Origin of the sequence: Paenibacillus sp. FSL F4-0243 (assembly GCF_037963295.1) — a bacterium.
Lineage (GTDB): Bacteria > Bacillota > Bacilli > Paenibacillales > Paenibacillaceae > Paenibacillus_AQ.
In genome coordinates this window covers 3,455,678-3,473,468 of the sequence record NZ_CP150151.1, presented here as the reverse complement: position 1 = coordinate 3,473,468, position 17,791 = coordinate 3,455,678, and the positions used below count along the sequence as shown (strand labels likewise).

18 protein-coding genes and 1 pseudogene are annotated in these 17,791 nt (G+C 46.0%); 3 read left to right on the top strand and 16 right to left on the bottom strand.

The genetic code is table 11. The features are described 5' to 3' along the window. Window positions 1-9: 9 nt before the first annotated feature. Window positions 10-669, bottom strand: coding sequence for a ThuA domain-containing protein (locus tag NSS87_RS15390; RefSeq protein ID WP_339248335.1), 660 nt, complete (start codon window positions 667-669; stop codon window positions 10-12). Window positions 670-836: 167 nt separating this feature from the next. Here NSS87_RS15390 and NSS87_RS15385 point away from each other — a divergent pair, with 167 nt between their 5' ends. Then, complete coding sequence (locus NSS87_RS15385; RefSeq protein WP_339248332.1) at window positions 837-1,670, top strand: AraC family transcriptional regulator; 834 nt, start codon at window positions 837-839, stop codon at window positions 1,668-1,670. A gap of 141 nt (window positions 1,671-1,811) precedes the next feature. On the opposite strand, the gene NSS87_RS15380 is transcribed toward NSS87_RS15385, so the two are convergent. Genes NSS87_RS15380 through NSS87_RS15370 form a run of 3 tightly spaced genes read right to left on the bottom strand, consistent with a single transcriptional unit; the run spans window position 1,812 to window position 4,127 of the window. Further along, window positions 1,812-2,792, bottom strand: coding sequence for an aldo/keto reductase (locus NSS87_RS15380; protein ID WP_042188322.1), 981 nt, complete (start codon window positions 2,790-2,792; stop codon window positions 1,812-1,814). Window positions 2,793-2,833: 41 nt separating this feature from the next. Continuing rightward, the gene (locus NSS87_RS15375) at window positions 2,834-3,229 is read right to left on the bottom strand and encodes a cupin domain-containing protein (protein WP_042188320.1); all 396 of its coding nucleotides are present in this window, start codon (window positions 3,227-3,229) and stop codon (window positions 2,834-2,836) included. Window positions 3,230-3,284: 55 nt separating this feature from the next. Continuing rightward, on the bottom strand, window positions 3,285-4,127 hold the full coding sequence (locus NSS87_RS15370) for an SDR family oxidoreductase (RefSeq protein ID WP_339248328.1): 843 nt from the start codon (window positions 4,125-4,127) through the stop codon (window positions 3,285-3,287). A 327-nt stretch (window positions 4,128-4,454) separates the two neighbouring features. On the opposite strand from NSS87_RS15370, the gene NSS87_RS15365 reads away from it, so the two are divergent. Then, window positions 4,455-5,018 (top strand): TetR/AcrR family transcriptional regulator, encoded by a 564-nt coding sequence (locus tag NSS87_RS15365; RefSeq protein WP_076286801.1) that lies wholly within the window; start codon window positions 4,455-4,457, stop codon window positions 5,016-5,018. Between the two features lie 64 nt (window positions 5,019-5,082). On the opposite strand, the pseudogene NSS87_RS15360 reads toward NSS87_RS15365, so the two are convergent. Together NSS87_RS15360 and NSS87_RS15355 are read right to left on the bottom strand one after the other, a co-directional pair. After that, window positions 5,083-5,648 (bottom strand): annotated as a pseudogene (locus tag NSS87_RS15360) (NADPH-dependent FMN reductase). Window positions 5,649-5,667: 19 nt separating this feature from the next. Further along, a complete protein-coding gene (locus NSS87_RS15355; RefSeq protein WP_339248324.1) occupies window positions 5,668-6,726 on the bottom strand; it encodes an LLM class flavin-dependent oxidoreductase in 1,059 nt (352 codons plus the stop codon). 242 nt (window positions 6,727-6,968) lie between these two features. Between NSS87_RS15355 and NSS87_RS15350 the strand changes: the two genes are divergently transcribed. Continuing rightward, window positions 6,969-8,015, top strand: coding sequence for a stalk domain-containing protein (locus NSS87_RS15350; protein ID WP_339248322.1), 1,047 nt, complete (start codon window positions 6,969-6,971; stop codon window positions 8,013-8,015). A 47-nt stretch (window positions 8,016-8,062) separates the two neighbouring features. Here NSS87_RS15350 and NSS87_RS15345 read toward each other — a convergent pair whose 3' ends face one another. From NSS87_RS15345 to NSS87_RS15300, 10 genes are all read right to left on the bottom strand, one after another. Beyond that, window positions 8,063-9,343 (bottom strand): amidohydrolase, encoded by a 1,281-nt coding sequence (locus NSS87_RS15345; RefSeq protein WP_339248321.1) that lies wholly within the window; start codon window positions 9,341-9,343, stop codon window positions 8,063-8,065. Then, window positions 9,340-10,677 carry an LLM class flavin-dependent oxidoreductase gene (locus NSS87_RS15340; RefSeq protein ID WP_042188307.1) on the bottom strand — a complete coding sequence of 446 codons (1,338 nt, stop codon included), beginning with the start codon at window positions 10,675-10,677 and terminating at the stop codon, window positions 9,340-9,342. The genes NSS87_RS15345 and NSS87_RS15340 overlap by 4 nt, the downstream gene beginning before the upstream one ends. A gap of 75 nt (window positions 10,678-10,752) precedes the next feature. Beyond that, on the bottom strand, window positions 10,753-11,232 hold the full coding sequence (locus NSS87_RS15335) for a DinB family protein (RefSeq protein WP_339248318.1): 480 nt from the start codon (window positions 11,230-11,232) through the stop codon (window positions 10,753-10,755). Beyond that, window positions 11,232-12,407, bottom strand: coding sequence for an N-methyl-L-tryptophan oxidase (gene solA / locus NSS87_RS15330; RefSeq protein ID WP_339248579.1), 1,176 nt, complete (start codon window positions 12,405-12,407; stop codon window positions 11,232-11,234). Before solA ends, NSS87_RS15335 begins: the two co-directional genes overlap by 1 nt. Beyond that, entirely contained in the window at window positions 12,404-13,585 is a 1,182-nt protein-coding gene (locus tag NSS87_RS15325) for an amidohydrolase (protein WP_339248316.1), read from the bottom strand. The genes solA and NSS87_RS15325 overlap by 4 nt, the downstream gene beginning before the upstream one ends. 51 nt (window positions 13,586-13,636) lie before the next feature. Continuing rightward, window positions 13,637-14,653: an LLM class flavin-dependent oxidoreductase gene (locus NSS87_RS15320; protein WP_339248314.1), complete on the bottom strand. Its 1,017-nt coding sequence runs from the start codon at window positions 14,651-14,653 to the stop codon at window positions 13,637-13,639. 11 nt (window positions 14,654-14,664) lie between these two features. Further along, window positions 14,665-15,417 carry an amino acid ABC transporter ATP-binding protein gene (locus NSS87_RS15315; RefSeq protein WP_339248312.1) on the bottom strand — a complete coding sequence of 251 codons (753 nt, stop codon included), beginning with the start codon at window positions 15,415-15,417 and terminating at the stop codon, window positions 14,665-14,667. Next, window positions 15,414-16,124 (bottom strand): amino acid ABC transporter permease, encoded by a 711-nt coding sequence (locus NSS87_RS15310; RefSeq protein ID WP_042188296.1) that lies wholly within the window; start codon window positions 16,122-16,124, stop codon window positions 15,414-15,416. The genes NSS87_RS15315 and NSS87_RS15310 overlap by 4 nt, the downstream gene beginning before the upstream one ends. Next, window positions 16,121-16,906 (bottom strand): amino acid ABC transporter permease, encoded by a 786-nt coding sequence (locus tag NSS87_RS15305; protein WP_076299747.1) that lies wholly within the window; start codon window positions 16,904-16,906, stop codon window positions 16,121-16,123. The genes NSS87_RS15310 and NSS87_RS15305 overlap by 4 nt, the downstream gene beginning before the upstream one ends. Before the next feature lie 33 nt (window positions 16,907-16,939). Beyond that, window positions 16,940-17,791, bottom strand: coding sequence for a transporter substrate-binding domain-containing protein (locus tag NSS87_RS15300; protein WP_339248309.1), 852 nt, complete (start codon window positions 17,789-17,791; stop codon window positions 16,940-16,942).

Below are 17,791 nucleotides of genomic sequence, written 5' to 3'. Positions count from 1 at the left end.
ATCTCAGTTTTAGTTAGCCGCCCACAAAAAGCCTTTTCGCATCAGTTCCTTGGCTTCCGGTATATCGAAAACGTCTGCATGATGGCCAAGTGAATTATAGAAAACCTTCCCTTTTCCCCATTTCTTCGTATATACAACGGGCATCGTGATGACACCATTTGCTGAATGCTCACCCTCACTCATTACAAACGTAGTTGTTGCCAAGACATCCACTGCAGGATCTACATGTAAATAATATTGTTCCGATTTCACCTTGAAGTCTTGGATACCCTCCACAATGGGACTGGAGCCAGAATGCATGATATTAACTTCGTACTCTACCCCATCGTTAAATGGATGTGCTACCCATTGTGACCCGGTCAAAAATTGCCACTCTGTATTGTTACGGAAAGAGTCGCACATCCCTCCATGACAACCGGCAATTCCTACTCCAGAAGCTACTGCCTTCAGAACTGAGGATACCTGATCATTACTGATTTCTCCCATGGTCCATACCGGTACAATAAGGCTTAAATCCGTAAGCTTATCTACACTGTTGAAGCTCTCCAGCGTATCAGACACTTCAACTTCAAAGCCTTCAGCCTCTAGAATGCCAGCAAAAATTGCGGCTACTTCATTTGGTTCATGCCCATCCCATCCACCTTTTACAATCAATGCTTTCTTCGTCATCCTGCAATCTCCTTTTCCTTTATATATGTAATCAACCTTTCGTCCATCTGATGAAATTGTAATCCAGATCAGAGAGGTGTGCTCGCCATTTCACTTGTAGGAATGGTCATTTTTTGCTAAGTTTTAGAGGTGAACCTAAAATTCAAACCACATGAACAGGAGATCTCATGAAAGCCTTTCACGAAAATAGAACTTACCATTCGACGTTCCCCTTCACTGTAATAATGTCTAATGATATTGATTTTCTAGCCCACTGGCATAACGATCTTGAGATAGTCTATGTATTTGAAGGTTCAATTCGGATGGGAATTAACTCCGAAACAAGGATCTTGAAAGCGAGAGATATGGCTATATGCAGCAGCGGAGACATCCACTACTATGACAGTAAAGACAGCAGCTCCAAGATAATGATGGTGATATTCAATCCTTCATTAATCGGTTTTCCTGGTGGATGGCCTTTGAATGTGAGGCTGACTTCCCCATTTATGGAGAAACGAGCTATACGAGAAGAAGAAGTGCGTATCAACAACCGTCTTTCTCAGATCCTGCAGGAACTTATGGACGAATATAATCAGAAGCTGGAATATCATGAACAGGTAATCATCGGCCTTTTGCACGAGTGGAGCGGACTCATTTTACGGCATGTTCCCTTGGATAAGATTAATCCACAGAAAGATAAAAGGCGCATCACTAACATGAAGATTATGCAAGGGGTTCTTGAATACCTCGACGTCAACTACATGCATCCCATCACACTTGCTGACGCCGCAAGGCAAGCCAATATGAGCCTCTTTTATTTCTCCCGCTTCTTCAAGAGTCTTTCGGGTATGAGCTATATTGCATACCTTAGCAACATCCGAGTCAACCAAGCAGAACAGCTGCTGCTGACCACAGACAAATCCATTTTAGATATCGCACTGGAATGCGGTTTCACTAATATCCGTACCTTTAACAGAGTATTTAAACAGATTAAACAACGGACTCCAAGTGAATTACGTTAAGAGATACATGGTCCGTTATCTTATTAAGCAAACAAAAAACCGATGATCTTTTGGTTTAGATCATCGGCTTCATTTTAATATTCGAATGCACAAAGACGGCGAAAAGGTCTACGTTTAAGTGACAAGCTTAACCAGTCTTCATTACTGAGCTCCAACTATTGGATGTGGAACATACAACTCTTCAAGGAATGAAATTTCTTCAGGTGATAATTTCACCGCTAGAGCATCTACTGAATCTTCGAGCTGAGCAATTTTCGTCGCGCCCACAATTGGAGCAGCTACAGAAGCTTTTTGCAACAGCCATGCAAGTGCGATATGAGTACGTGGTACGCCTCGTTTCTCTGCTAACGACGCTACTCGCTCAACAATTAATCGATCTACATCAGCAGTTGAATCATACTTTGATTTTTGAATGAGATCGGTTTCGGATCTGCGTGTTGTTTCCGACCAATCGCGAATCAATCTTCCTGATGCTAGAGGACTATAAGGAGTTACCGCAATTTTTTGATCCTGACAAAGCGGCATCATTTCCCTTTCCTCTTCTCGGTAGATGAGATTAAGGTGATTTTGCATGGATACAAAGCGAGTCCAGCTATTTTTCTCGGCCACATGTAATGCTTTTTGGAATTGCCAAGCATACATAGCAGACGCACCGATATATCTAGCCTTTCCAGACTTCACTACATCATGCAAGGCCTCCATGGTTTCTTCAATAGGTGTGTTATAATCCCAGCGGTGAATGATATAGAGATCCACATAATCGGTCCCAAGTCTCTTCAAACTGTTATCTATTTCGCTCATAATAGCTTTTCGAGAAAGCCCACCACCATTAGGACCTGGACGCATCTGGCCCCAGACCTTCGTGGCAAGTACAATTTCATCCCGATTCGCATAGTCCTTAAGCGCACGTCCGATAATCTCTTCACTGGAACCACTTGCGTAAATATTAGCTGTATCAAAAAAATTGATGCCGAGCTCAAGTGCTCTTTTAATGATAGGACGACTGTTCTCCTCATCGAGCACCCATTGGTGCCCTCCAGGCAGCACTTTTCCAAAGCTCATACAACCAAGGCAAATCCGAGAGACGTCCATTCCCGTATTTCCAAATTTGATATATTCCATAAAGCAAGCCTCCATTTCTATGTTTAAATGAGTTTTAGTTCTTACAGTGCTTCAAACCATTCATCCTCGACAGCTTCAAACCATTCTGTTTCGCCTGGAGTCATAGCCAAATGAACGAACCAACTATCCTTTGTCGCGCCATGCCAATGTCTCACATTAGCTGGAATGTTGACCACATCACCTATTTCGAGCAATTGAGCAGGTTTTCCTTCTTCCTGATACCAGCCATTTCCACCAGTGACTAACAGAACTTGTCCAACCTTATGAGCATGCCAGTTATTGCGTGCGCCTGGAGCAAAGGTTACATTACCAATTGCGGTATTAAGCGGCTTCGGATCTGTAAACACCATTTGCAAATAAGCGTCACCCGTAAAGTTTGCTTTAACCTTTTCCCCTAAAGGAAAAATAGTGCTGCTACTAAGTTGTTCATTTTTCATCGTTGATTCCTACTTTCTTCCTATAGTTAATGATTATTAGTGCACTGCGATCCTCTTACTCTCCCGCTGGAAAATCAGTAGAAGCTGCCAGTTCAGTCTGCTTCTCATAGTCGGCAACACGAGCTTTGAGGGTCGAAATCGTGCTTGCCAGTGCATGAGATCCAAGTATCATTCGTATCGGTGCCGGTTCTAATTCAACACTTTCTATGATTCGGGCAGCCATCCGCACAGGATCTCCAGGAGCTAAACTCTTAGAAGCGTCCAGCATGTTCAAAAAGTTATGTGCTGGGTTGCCTTCGTATTCTGTCATGAGTTTCGCTACCTGTGCGCTCCCATAACGGAACTCGGTACGGGCTCCTCCCGGCTCCACCAATGTAATACCGATGTTGAAAGCTTCAACCTCCTGAGCAACGGACTCACAAAAGCCCTCTATCCCAAACTTGGTCGCATGGTACATCGAATTTCCTGGGAAGGCGACCTGCCCGCCATAGGAGGAGATCTGAATAATGCGTCCACCACCCTGAGTGCGCAAATGCGGGATAGCTGAACGAAGAAGCTGGATGGACCCCGTTAAATTCGTGGCAATGATATGATTAACCTCGTCGTCAGAGAGTTCTTCTGCAGCCCCAAAAAGGCCATAACCAGCATTGCTTATGATAACGTCGATACGTCCAAACTTTTCAAAAGATCTATCGACAAGATTTCGAATGGCTGGAAAATCGGTCACATCTAGAATCTCGCAACTGAAGGTTTCGGGATACTTCTCAATGAGGTCAGCGACCTTGCTTTTGTTACGAACAGTACCGATAACCTTATTGCCCTTCTGAAGAAGCTGTTTCGTCATCTCATAACCAAAACCACTGCTCACACCGGTGATAAGCCATGTGCGATTGTTCATAATCATCTCCTCCTAAACTTCTTATTCCGATTTTGCTGCTGGAATACTTAGCACATGAGTAGTTGTAACCAATATTTAATACGCATAATTACAATAATGATCACATGTCTATTATTATAATCGGATTAAATTTGGTGCCAATTGTTAATTTGATGCGATTTGTACATTAATAAACAAAACCATCGAAATTGTTTATTTCCTACTGCGTATTCGCGATTCTTTTATATAAATTTATAAACAGATGTCCCATTGATGAGCCCGTTATAGTATGTTATATAATGAATTCTTACTCTTTTGTTGATGAATAAAGAAAGTTCGGTGAGCAAATTGTCTAAAGTCGATCGAAGAATCTTAAAAACACAGGAAGCCCTGAAGACAGCAGTCATTGAACTAATGACTGTGAAAAATTTTGATGATATAACCCTTCAGGAACTCTCTGATAAAGCAAACGTGAGCCGTGGTACTATTTACCTTCACTATATGGATAAATATGATCTTCTTGATAAGCTTATCGAGAAGCATATCAATGAACTTCGTGAAAGATGTGAAGCAGCCTCTGATTTGGATTTTGTAACGGGGTCCGTGATTTGGACGGAATACTTTGAGAGTAACTATGCCTTTTTCTCCATGATGTTAGCTAGTAAAGGAGCCCCTTTCTTCCGGAGTCGTTTTCTGGAATTTCTTATAGAAGAGTTCAAAGACGAAGTGGATATCACAAAGGATAAAAACGAAGGATTAAATAAGGATCTAGTCGTACAATTTGTAGCTTCTTCGTATGTAGGTGTAGTTGAATGGTGGTTTACGAACGAAAGACCAGTAACCTATCAAGTATTAGCAGAACAGCTGGGAGCCTTATTGGAACGAAATTGTACAAATAACCCCTCATTCTAAAGGATGAAGGGTGACTTGGAAAATAGTAACTAGTTTGCGAAATGTTAGCCTATTTCGATCTTTCTTAGAAACCATATTTAGCTTCTTCAGCCTCTCGAATTTTGGCATAGGTCTCAGAGAATACATAGGTATCTTCCACTAAGCGGACTATACGGAATAGCACATCATCATTTACTATTTCTTTTCGATAAAAATCCTTCTCTTCTATAAATACATACGTTTGAACAATTTGCGCTTTCATATAGGCCAATATGGTTTCAATTGCTGCTCAGCTACCAGATAGTGACGTGCAGAACCTGCCGTGACGAGCATACTTACAACCTTGTGTTGAAATGCTTTTTCGGGTGCTAAATCGAATATATTCTTTAGTGTTGCTGGGATGGAAGCTTGAAATATAGGCGTTCCGATTACGATAACATCTGCTTCCATGATCGTTTGAATTACGTACTTGGTGTCCCCTTCGTATTCCAGATAATTGCGACCATCACTGAATTGAACATCATACTCCGCCAGATCTAGAAGCGTAACTTCTGCATCTTTGTACTTTTCATGAAACGAATTTATTGTGTAATTCATAGCGATTCTGGTTTTCGATCCTATCTTTGACCCTGATAATGCTACGATTTTCATAATTCTGACCTCCTGGAGTTTATTTTTTTGCCGTATATTTTTTAATAGCTGGTAGAATTTCAGAACCAATTAAATCTATGTTTTTCATTAAATTTCCAAAAGGTACGCCACCAAAATCCATTTGTGCGATATATCGTTGATGGCCGAAGAGTTCATGTTGATATAGAATTTTTTCAATGATTTCCTGTGGGCTACCAATATTCATAACATCGCGGGGATCGGCTCCTTGAGCAAACGCCTGTTTAGGAAAACCACGTCCATTGGTTAATTTCATTCCTTCGTTTATATATGGATAATAGGCTCTTTGTGCCTTCTGTGTCGTTTCATCCGCGTAAAAGAATCCAGCAGTCGCTACAGGCAGCTTCGACGGATCGAATCCGTTCTGACTTGCAGCTTCACGATAAGCATCAATGGATCTTTTGAACAAGACAGCGGGACCCCCTAAATGGGCCAAAAACATAGGAACACCTGCAATGCCTGCTTTGATCGCACTGGCAGAAGTCCCCCCTACAGCTCTCCATATCGGTAAGTTTCCCTCTTCAGGACGGGGGAGGATTCTTGCATTTTTGAGAGGGTTACGAAATTCTCCCTTCCAATTCATAACTTCGTTTTCATTTATCTTTAATAACAAGTCGAATTTTTCTTCAAATAATTCCTCATAATCATTAAGATCATAGCCCAATAGTTCATATAACCCCACTCTAGAGGCACGGCCAGCTATTATTTCAGCTCGACCATTTGAGATCAAATCAATTGTAGCGAAATCTTCGTACACCCTAACCGGATCAGAGGTGCTTATAATCGTAGATGAGCTACCTATTTTCATTTTCTTAGTAGCCTGTGCAATAGCTGACAGCACAACGGTATGCGCCTGAGTAGCAAAATACTCTTGATGACTCTCTCCTACACTAAAAAAATCAATTCCTGCTTGCTCCGCTAATTGAGCCAAGTCAATAATTTCACGTATGCGTTGTTTGGCAGATATTCGGCTCCCAGTTTCAGGGTTCGCTAGATGATCACCTAATGTATAAAGTCCAAACTCTAAGCCATTGTCTGCATTGATCCGATATTGTTCCATGATTACCCTCTTTTCTTTAAAAAGTTAGAATTCATTTATGATTTGTCGATTCAATATATTTAAGTAAGTCACTATAATAAGTATAGTTAAGTGCTTGCATAATGTCAAACTAATGATCCTGTTAAGAAAAAACTACTTGATTTAAGCCTTGTGCTAAGAATCCCCTATAATAATCTCCACATGGTATATTTAGGATATTGATTTGATTATTAAAGTGATAAACAAAAAAAGGAGAATTGTATATGCACAACCGCCGCTTCATGAACGTATTACTTATTCTTTTCTTATCAGCTTCCAATTCGACTCCGATCTTCGCATCGGCTTCTGTTGTACCGAAGTTATCCGATTCTATCCAACGTTCTGCAATCCAACCCTCCGTTACAATTAATGGCATAAACTTTTCCTTTCAAGATGAGTTGCCTACTTTAATAGAGGGAAAAACCTTCGTTCCAACCCACATTTTTGAGCATCCCGACATTCAAGCCGATATTACGAAGTTTATAGATAACCCTTATCCACATGTGTTTATTTCACATTTTAATGGAGCACTTTCTATTTATCCGGATAAAAGTGATTATATGTTTAGCGATTACAACGAAGAGATAGAGGATTCTGATGTCTGGATCGATTGGAAGAGTCCTACACCTTATCTCTCCGGCAGTGATATTATGGTTCCATTGCGCGCTATTGCCGAACGAATCGGAATCTCTGTTGATTGGGATGTAGCAACTAGAACAGCGATCATTACCACAGATGATGACTTTCGTGCTGAACTCGAATCTCCTGAGGAGTGGGATGATTGGCTAGGAATGAAGCCTATCGAGCTGGATGACCCCTCAGGAGAGGCAATAACAGAGCAGGAGTTAACTGAATTTGCTATTTTGAGCGGACTCCCAGTTCTGGATTCTCGGATTATTGATAAATATACAGCTGTACTCTTACATATCGAAGAGGAAGATGGCGTAGAATCGCTTACGTTGAAATACGTCGATCGTTTAAAAAACGGGAGTTTGGACTGGAGTATGGATTTAGGCATGGGGGATGATGGAGACGACGTCCAAGTGAAGAGGAGCGGACAACTCGTTAGTGTCGGTATGTTCGATCAAGGTCTTAAGAAGCAATTCAGTCATTTCGAGGTAAGTTACAAAGTTCATGATAAGAGAGTAACTCACACCTATGATATCTCGGGTAAACAAGGCATGTTTTTTGACATTCCTGAGGGCGTGACAAGCGGGGAGATAACATTCTTTGGGAAAAACGGTTACACATTCGGAACGTATTTCTGGTGAGTTGACAAGCCTAAACAAAAGTAAAAGGTATCCCATTGGGGTACCTTTTACTTTTGTTTGCCGCTGGCCGATCCATTATGCTGTATTGCGAGTCTAACCAGTATCCTCGCACCATGACCTAGCATCGCTTCATCGATATTAAACTGTGGCTGATGGATAGCATGGACTATTCCCTTCTCCTTATTACCGCAACCAATAAAGGCGAAGGCACCAGGAACTTTATCAAGATACCAACCAAAATCCTCACCAGCCAGACTTGGCTGCTCCAGCAGTATTACCTGGTCCTCTCCTAGAACTGCACGGGCTGCGTGAAGCACCTGCTGAACCGCTTCCGCGTTGTTCACTACTGCAATTCCTTCACGCAGCTCCAGCTTGTATTTCCCTCCGTAAGACTCAGCTATAGCTGCAGCATGGCGCTGTAAACCATTTGTAATTGCAGCTACCGTCGTCTTGGTAAACGCTCTGAATGTTCCTGTCAGTTCACTGTGTTCAGCGATCACATTAACAGCAGTACCAGCCTGCAACGTTCCGAAGGCCAACACCGCCGCCTCCTGCGGATCGATTCGATTAGCCATCATTCCGTTAATCTCTCCTATATATCGTGCCGCCATCTGGATCGCATCTACAGCTCTGTGCGGAGCACTATGATGACCGGATGTTCCCTGAAATTCCACCTTAAAATGGCTTGACGCTGCCATGGCATCATGAGGGTGAATACCAAGCGTTCCTACCAGAAGCTCTGGCATGACATGTAGCGCGTAGGCATAGTCGACACCTTCCAGCACGTTATCCTCAATGAGATCGCGGCCGCCTGAGAGTAATCTTCCATCAAGCGGACTCTTGACCGCGCCTTCCTCAGCTGGCTGGAAGACGAAAATGATCGTACCCATCAATCGTTCCCGGAAGGCTGCCAAGGTTCGGGCAGCCCCCAACAGCATAGCGGTATGGGCATCATGGCCACAGGCGTGCATGATGCCGTCATTGACTGACTTGTAAGGTAACTCATTGCACTCTTGTATCGGCAGGGCATCCATATCAGCCCTTAGAAGAAGAGTAGGCCCACTATTGCCATTGTCTGCTAAGCCTTGCAGGAGGCCGACCACTCCCATTCCGAAATGTTTGCCGACATTTCTCCGTACTGTGATCCCCCACTCCTCTAACAATTCTGCTACTTTATTAGAAGTGCGGACGACATCATACAGTAGCTCCGGATGGGCATGCAAATCACGACGGTATTCAATCATTTCATCCTGCAGCTGGCCGACGTAATGCATCATCTCCGCAATATTCGAGTTTTGGTGGATTGCGAATACTGGATCAACCGTCAAATTTGCCCTGCTGGTTGAGAAGCTTTGGAATAACGGTTCTCCGGCAACGGTATGCCGAGGTTTCCACGCAGCGTGTCACTTTCGTATTCAGTGCGGAACAAACCCCGCTCCTGCAGAATCGGCACCACCCGATCGATGAATTCCTCTAGTCCGTTAGGGACGGCAGCCGCGATCATAAATCCATCTGCCCCACCACTCTCAAACCAAGATTGAATCTGATCAGCTACTTGCTCCGGTGTGCCAATGAAGCTGCTGCGTGGGGTAGCCGATTGTAAGGCAACCTGTCGAAGCGTCAAGCCTTTCTCCTTCGCATCCTTTTTGATTTTATCCGTGCCGCTCTGAAAGCTATTGCGCCCCAACTCACCAAGCTCAGGGAACGGCTCATCCAGTGGATATTGCGAGAAATCATGATGCTCGAAGAATCTGCCTAAGTAGTTCAGTGCATTCTCAATCGTTACAAGGCCAGCAACCTCCTGGTACTTGCGCTCTGCCTCCTCAGGCGTGTCACCGATGATTGGAGCAATTCCAGGGAAGATCAGCACTTCATCCGGATTCCGGTCAAACGAAGCTACCCGTGTCTTAACATCGTTATAGAATGCTTGGGCATCTTCTAGCGTTTCGTGTCCAGTGAAGATAGCATCTGCTTCCTTGGAGGCGTAATTCTTACCGACTTCCGAGGATCCTGCCTGAAATACAACTGGCTGCCCCTGTTTCGAACGAGCAATATTCAGCGGCCCCTTCACAGAGAAGAACTCTCCTTGATGGTCCAGGGTATGCATTTTTTGCGGATCAAAGAATACACCTGATTCCTTGTCTCGTACAAACGCATCATCCTCCCAAGAATCCCATAGTCCGCGTGTCACCTGCAAATATTCGGTGGCAATGCGGTAGCGCTTGCCATGGTCAGGATGCTCTTTTTTGCTGTAATTTGACGCAGAACCTTCCAGAGGTGAAGTCACCACATTCCAGCCGGCCCGGCCGCCGCTGATTACATCCAGTGAGCCGAATTGACGCGCTACGGTAAATGGTTCACTGTACGAGGTAGACAAGGTACCAACTAAACCGATGTTAGTGCTGACGGCTGCGAGTGCGCTAAGAATAGTCAGCGGCTCAAACCGGTTAAGGAAATGAGGAATGGACTTTTCATTAATGTACAGACCGTCTGCGATGAAGATCAGATCCAACTTGCCTTCTTCTGCCTTCTGTACCCACTCTTTGTATAATTCAAAGTTTACACTGGCATCTGGTTTGGCATCTGGATGGCGCCACATCGACGTGCTGCCCCCTACCCCATGCAGCAGTGCACCCAGCTTCAGTTGTCTTGGTTTGGTCATGTTCATTCCTCCTAAAAGTTTTGTGAGCATAAGCTTCCTTGATTTCACTTCATGCAAAACTGACTTCGGAAGCAATCATTGCACAAACGATGCATTAGCTGCGCCCTGTTTGATTCGCTCGATCTGACCAAGATGTCTCTCCACATGTCCAGTGAAGCCGTGCACGATATCGGAAATTTTCACGGTCTCCCCTTTGAAATTAATTCCGCTTTTCTCCCAATCTTCTTCGCTAAGCCGTTCAAACAAAAGGCTGTTATAGTAAAGCAGGCTGCGGAACAGCTCCAGATTGTCGGAAGCATTGCCGCTGTTGGCGTACTGACCGCTGACCCAAGCATCCTGATTGAAGACTGGAAGCTGTGCAGTCGTAACAGCGAGAATATCACGAATGCGGAACGAAACTACGATGCTGTGATCAGCCAGATGAGTCAGTACCTCAGTCACACTCCAACTGGCGGGTTCTGCCTTCCATTTCAGTTGTTCCTCCGTTAACCCGGCGGTCGACTTTACTAATTGATGATACGTCCTTAGATAATCACTGATTTGAACTCTGCTCATTAAATCCCCTCCAATATATGACTTGTTCGCGAATGATCCTGTGGTGCGAAACGAGATAACGAAAAAGGCTGGATGTTATGAGTTGTAACTCCACCGATCGCTATGTCAGCCAGTATTTCACCCACAACACTAGAAAATTTAAAACCATGCCCCGAAAACCCTCCCGCTATCAGCACATTGGAATGGAGCGGATGGCAGTCTATAATGAAATCTTCATCAGGCGTATGCTCATATTTACATGCAGAACCTTTTAGCAATCGACCAGCTGCACCGGGCATGTAAGACTCCAGTACCTTGCGGAGGTCACCCTCATCGCTGGCTTCACTTCCGAACGGGGCAAGCTGTGTACCCGGCTTCCATTCCAGCCCTGTATCATGCCGGCCGATCTTTAGGCCAGCTCCATCTATGCTGGGAAATCCGTAATAGCCACCTTCCTCTGCTCCTAACGTAAAGCCAGGGAAATTACCAGCAGTAAAAGCAGGGGAGCTCTCAAACCAGCCCACAACTTTGCGGATTGCTTTAATCGGCAAATGTACAAAAGGTGCCAATTTGCCAAACCAAGCTCCGGCACTAAGAATAGCTGCCGCTCCGTGATAATCGCCATGTGTCGTATGAACCGTAACGCTGCCTTCGCGAGCGGTGACATTCACTACTGGAGTGTTCGTCAACAGTTCCGCACCATGTCCAAGGGCAAGCTGACGGTAGGCGGAAATACAGCGTTCGCTGTACAAATATCCGGCATCTGGTTCATACATTGCCGCGAATGATTCTGGTATGTTCAATGCCGGCCAGCGCCGCCGGATCTCTTCGGCATCCAGATGATGGACCTGCACCTTCCGTTTCTTCGCTTCTTCGAGACGACCGTTGAAGGAATACACTGCGCTATCCGCGAGATTCAAGACACCTGAGCGGACAAGGAGTTCTGTTCCGCTCAACAGTTCCGCTTCTTTCCATAGTGTATCTGCCCGTAAAGCTAAATCAGTGTAGGCGGGGTCACCGCTGTAAGCATGCCGGATCAGCCGGGATTCCCCGTGATGGCTGCCCTGTGTATGTGGAGGATCGAATGCATCCACTAGTAGCGTCTTCACTCCGCGCCTCGCAAGATTGTAACCAGCGCTCATGCCCATCGAGCCTGCGCCTACGATAATTACATCGTAACTCTTATGTTCAGCTATAATTCTGCACCTCCACCGGAATCGTAGTACTTTAGGGAACGTACAGCCGCATCCGCAAGGAAACGTGCTGCCGCAGGCAGTGCCTGTTCATCCAGATTGAAGGCTGGATGATGCCATTCTTGGCTTCCTTCAGTACCTATAAAGACGAACAATCCCGGTACCACGCGCTGATAGAAGGCAAAATCCTCTCCGGCCAGTGAAAGCTCTGGTTTGACTGCTCGGTAGCCAAGAGCTTCAGCCGACTCTACCCCTAACGCCGCTAAGGCGGCGTCGTTGATAACCGGAGGCGGCCCTTCGATCCAGCGGACAGTGGCTTTTGCTCCAAGAGCAGCTGCCACACCAGTCGCCACTTCCCGAAAGCGGTCAAGTACTTTGCTGCGCACCGTTTCATCAAAGGTACGGATTGTACCCTCAAGCACGGCTTTTTCGGGGATGATATTCCATGAATTTCCGCTGTGAATCTGCGTCACACTGACCACCGCACTTTGTAGGGGACTGACATTGCGACTTACAATGGATTGAAATGCAGTCACGATATGCGAAGCAGCTACAATCGGGTCTATCCCAGCTTCTGGAACGGCAGCATGAGAACTGCCACCCTGCACTTCAATCACAAACCCGTCAGCCGCTGCCATTAAAGGGCCCGCCGTAATACCGATCGTTCCGACTGGCAGTTCCGGCTTGTTATGCAGCCCGATTACTGCCCGGACTTCTTCTAGCGCCCCGCTAGCAATGATCCGCTGTGCCCCTTGCGCCTTCTCTTCAGCCGGTTGAAACAACAGGCGTACCGTTCCTAGTAACTGACCCTCTCGCTGCTTCAATTGATAGGCGGCACCGATCAAGGCAGCCGTATGGAAATCATGTCCGCAGGCATGCATTTTGCCGGGATACAACGAAGCATAAGCTGCTCCAGTTTCCTCCTGGATTGGCAAGGCATCGATATCTGCGCGCAGCGCGATGACCGGACCGGGCTGCTTGCCCCCAATTTCTGCGATCACTCCGGTAGACAGACCGTAATCTACGACCCTGACTCCTGCCCGCTCCAGCAGGGAAATAATATATTTTGTTGTCTCATATTCTTCGTTCGACAGTTCCGGGTGCCGATGCAGATGACGGCGTATCCCGATTAATTCTTCTCCAAGCGCTTCCGCACTCAGCTCTTTAGCTTTACTAGTCATATACAGTCACCCTCCTTTAAACGATTTGTTGTGTGATCCTGATCCGCCCGCTTATGCCTCTGCCGGCACTTCAGCGATTGCTTCGCTCAGGAGCTCAAAGGAGCGGTACCTTTTGTCAAAAGGCTGCACATTCGTAGTTATGATGAACTCCTCAACACCGGATGCCTCTGAAAGTGCCAACAGCTGTTCACGTACAGAGTTCTTTGTTCCTTTGGTAATCTCTGGTTCCAACTCTTCAATCGTGTATGCTTCATTGCTCTGGCGGGCAAACTCCTCCGCCTGTTCCCGGGTTCCAACGGTTAGCTTCTTCCCGCTTGCCAGCTGAATCCGAATCAACTTATGTGCGCCCGCCAGTTCTTTCGCTTCCTCTTCGGTCTCAGCCACCACTAGTGCTAAAGCGATAATTGCTTGCGGTTGTCTGCCCTGTGAAGAAACAAAACCGCTTCGGTAAGCACGAATAGCATCTAGCGCTACTGTCTTATCGCTATTAATAAATAGGGAGAACACATAAGGTAATCCAAGTTCAGCAGCAATCTCTGCACTGCCTACACTCGCGCCAAGCACATACAGCTCAGGCGGAATACCAGGAAGGGGACCTGCCTTCAAACCAGCCAGCGGGTGGTTTTCTTCGAGCCGGTTATGCACATATTTCTCCAACTCGATGATTTTGTCCGTTAAGCTAGGGGATTCGGTTCTTTCCTGCTGAAGCGCTTGTGTGCTGCGCGGGAGTCCACCGGGAGCGCGTCCCACTCCGAGATCCACTCGGCCAGGAGCCAGTGTAGACAGCACATTGAAGTTCTCCGCCACCTTGTACGGACTGTAATGCTGGAGCATGATGCCACCGGAGCCAATGCGGATGCGCTCTGTTTTGGCCAGCAGATGTGAGATGAGTACTTCTGGAGAAGAACCGGCTACCTGCTCAGAGTCATGATGCTCGGAAACCCAGAATCGATGAAATCCAAGCTCCTCAGACAGTTGTGCCAGCTTAATGGTATGCTGGAATGCTTCCTCTGGCGTTTCTCCCGGATAGATCGGACTTTGATCAAGTACGCTGATTGTAATAGCCATTGTTTTTCCTCCTATATGGAATAGTTGAATTCAGGTGTGATTCGCCTCAGGAACTGCTTCGTTCTTTCTTCGCGCGGATGATTAAACAGCTCTGTCGGCGTTCCTTCTTCAACAATGACGCCTCCGTCCATAAAAACCACATGATTCGCCACATCGCGGGCAAACCCCATTTCATGGGTGACTACAATCATTGTGATGCCTTCCTTGGCAATTTTTCGGATAACAGCCAGCACCTCACCCACTAGCTCAGGGTCCAGCGCCGATGTTGGTTCATCGAACAATATAACCTCTGGCTCAAGCGCCAAGGCTCGGGCAATCCCTACACGCTGCTGCTGACCTCCGGACAGCTGACTCGGGTAAGCATCCAGCTTGCTGGCAAGACCAACCTTTTCAAGCAGTGCTATGCTCCGCTTTCTCGCTTCGTCCTTCGGAAGCTTTTTGACAATTAACAGCCCTTCCATCACGTTCTCCAGCGCGGTTTTATGACGGAACAAATTGTACTGCTGAAATACCATTGCCGTTTTTTGCCTAAGCTGATGAATCTCCTTTTTGCGGGCATGTTTGCAGTTCACTTTGAAATCGCCAATGGCGATCTCTCCGCTGCTTGGCTTCTCCAGATAATTCACGCAACGTAAGAGAGTCGTTTTGCCGGAGCCACTGGGGCCGAGAATGACGACAACCTCTCCCTTCGTCACCGTTAAATCTATATTGTTTAACACCTGATTCCGACCGAATGACTTCGAAATTTGCGCAAGTTTGATCATGCTACTCCACCTCGATTGTACAGATTAATCCTTTTCTCAATGACCGATGTCACGCGTTCGATCAGAAACGTTAGTGCCCAGAAGATCAGTGCTGCCGCCAGATATGCCTCGAAAAACTTCCAGTTCGTTGAAGCCACAATCTGTGCCTTAGCATTGATATCCACCACCGAAACCGTAAAAGCAAGGGTAGATCCGTGCAGCATACCGATTACTGAATTCGAAAGATTAGGCAGACTTGCCGCCAGCGCTTGAGGAAAAACAATCCGCTTTAGTGCTTGGGGCGTAGTCATACCGATAGAGTGGGCCGCTTCTAGCTGACCACGATCCACAGCGAGCAGACCGGAACGGACGACCTCAGACATATAAGCTCCAGCAGTAATCGAGAATGAAATATAAGCAAAACCGATCATCGGAATCGAAACCGACCTAAAGCTCCAGCCGAAATGCGCCGCCAGACCATCAATGAGCACAGGAAGCCCAAAATATATAAGCAGCAGATGCGTCAGCATCGGTGTCCCGCGGATGAACGTAACATAACCGACGGCCAGCGGATGCAGCAGTGGAACTCTGTATAGCCGGATCAAGGCTACAGCCACTCCAATCACAAAACCAATCAATACAGAGACAACGGTAATATATAAGGTCGTAGGAATTGCACTCAGAATTTGTACCAGAGCAGTCCATATAAACGAGGGGTCCAGTTTCATAATCCGGTGCCTCCTTTACCCGGTCCCAATTCTGCAATAATGCGTCGGTAGGACCAGCTTTTGTTGATTTTAAACAATTTTTTCTCAGGCGTATTTCGCTTTTCATGCCGTAGCAGATGGTGTTCTGCTACAAGCAGCAGCTTCTCAATCGTAAAGCTGATGACCAGATAAATAAGCGCAAGCGCGATATAGGTTTCAATAAAATGCTGTGTTAAGCTGCCAAGCGTCTGAGCTTTACCTGACATTTCCATCACCCCGAGGGTAAAAGCTAATGACGTATCTTTCAGTAGTGCAATTACTAGATTGGAGAATACAGGAACTGCTATACCTAGCGCTTGGGGCAGCACGATTCGTGTAAAAGCTTGAAACCCCGTCATCCCCGCAGCATATGCAGCCTCCACCTGCCCCTTATCCACCGCCATCACAGAAGCCCTAATCATTTCAGACATGTATGCTCCCGTATGCAGACCGTAGGTTAGAATAACAAAGACAAGTACTGGAGTTCGGGTCATATCCACATGGACCAGCTTCATGATTTCAGGCAGACCATAATAAAACAAGAAGAGCTGGATAAGAATCGGAGTTCCCCGAAAAAAAGAAATATAGATTTCGGAGAGGGTCTTTAACACAGGCACTTTATAAAGTCTTGGCAGAGCTACGAGAAAGCCGACAATAATTCCTGTCAGTAGAGAACAGGCGACAATCAGAAGCGTGGTGCTTAAAGTCCCTAGTAACTTAGGCAAAAACGAAAATACAAAACTGATATCAAACTGTGCGCCCATATATTCCCTCCCTTCCCGTGCTCACCGGCTCAATCATTTAACCGAATCCGCTGTAACATCCGCACCCAGCCATTCCGTGCTCAGCTTACCCAGTGTTCCGTCCGTTTTCAGCTCTTTAATCGCACTGTCAATCGCATCTGACAGCTTTTGTGAATCGGCATCATCCTTACGGAAAACATAGAGAATGTCCGCGGAGGACAGCTCGTCGCCCGTAGCTTTTAGCTGACTCTGCGGATCAATGATCGGCAGGACAAAATCTGCAGCCAGCGTAGCGTCCACACGCCCAGTACTAATCTGTGCGACGGTATCATTCGCTGCACCGTTCTGATACACGATATTAATCGCATTGTCGTGCTCTTTATTGTAGTTCTCCAGAATTTGCGCTTGTGCGCTTGTCGCACCGACTAATACCTTTTTTCCTTTAAGATCATCCAGTGATTGGATCGAGTCATTATCCTTCGCCACTACGATGCGGTTTCTCCAGTGGGCATAGGCTTCTTTGTTAAAAGAATATTTCAACTCCCGCTCTGGATTTTTCTCCATGACATGGGCAACCAGGTCGATTTTTTTAGTTTCCAGACTCAGCAGTAAATTGCTGAAATCCATGGTTTGAAACTCGAATTCATATTCAGGCAGCTGCTTATCGATTTCTTTGAGCAGTTCCACATCGAAGCCTGTAAGCTTGCCGTTCTCATCTATGAAGCAGACCTTCGGAAAAGCAGTACCCGTGCCTATGATGATCTTAGTTACCTTTGTCGAACTATTTGCCGTTGCCGAAGCTTCGGCTGCATTTCCATTCTGACTACTGTTCGTGCTGTTATTTCCGCAACCTGCTATCGCCAGTGTCAATAACGATGCAATTACTAATGAAATGGACTTTTTCAT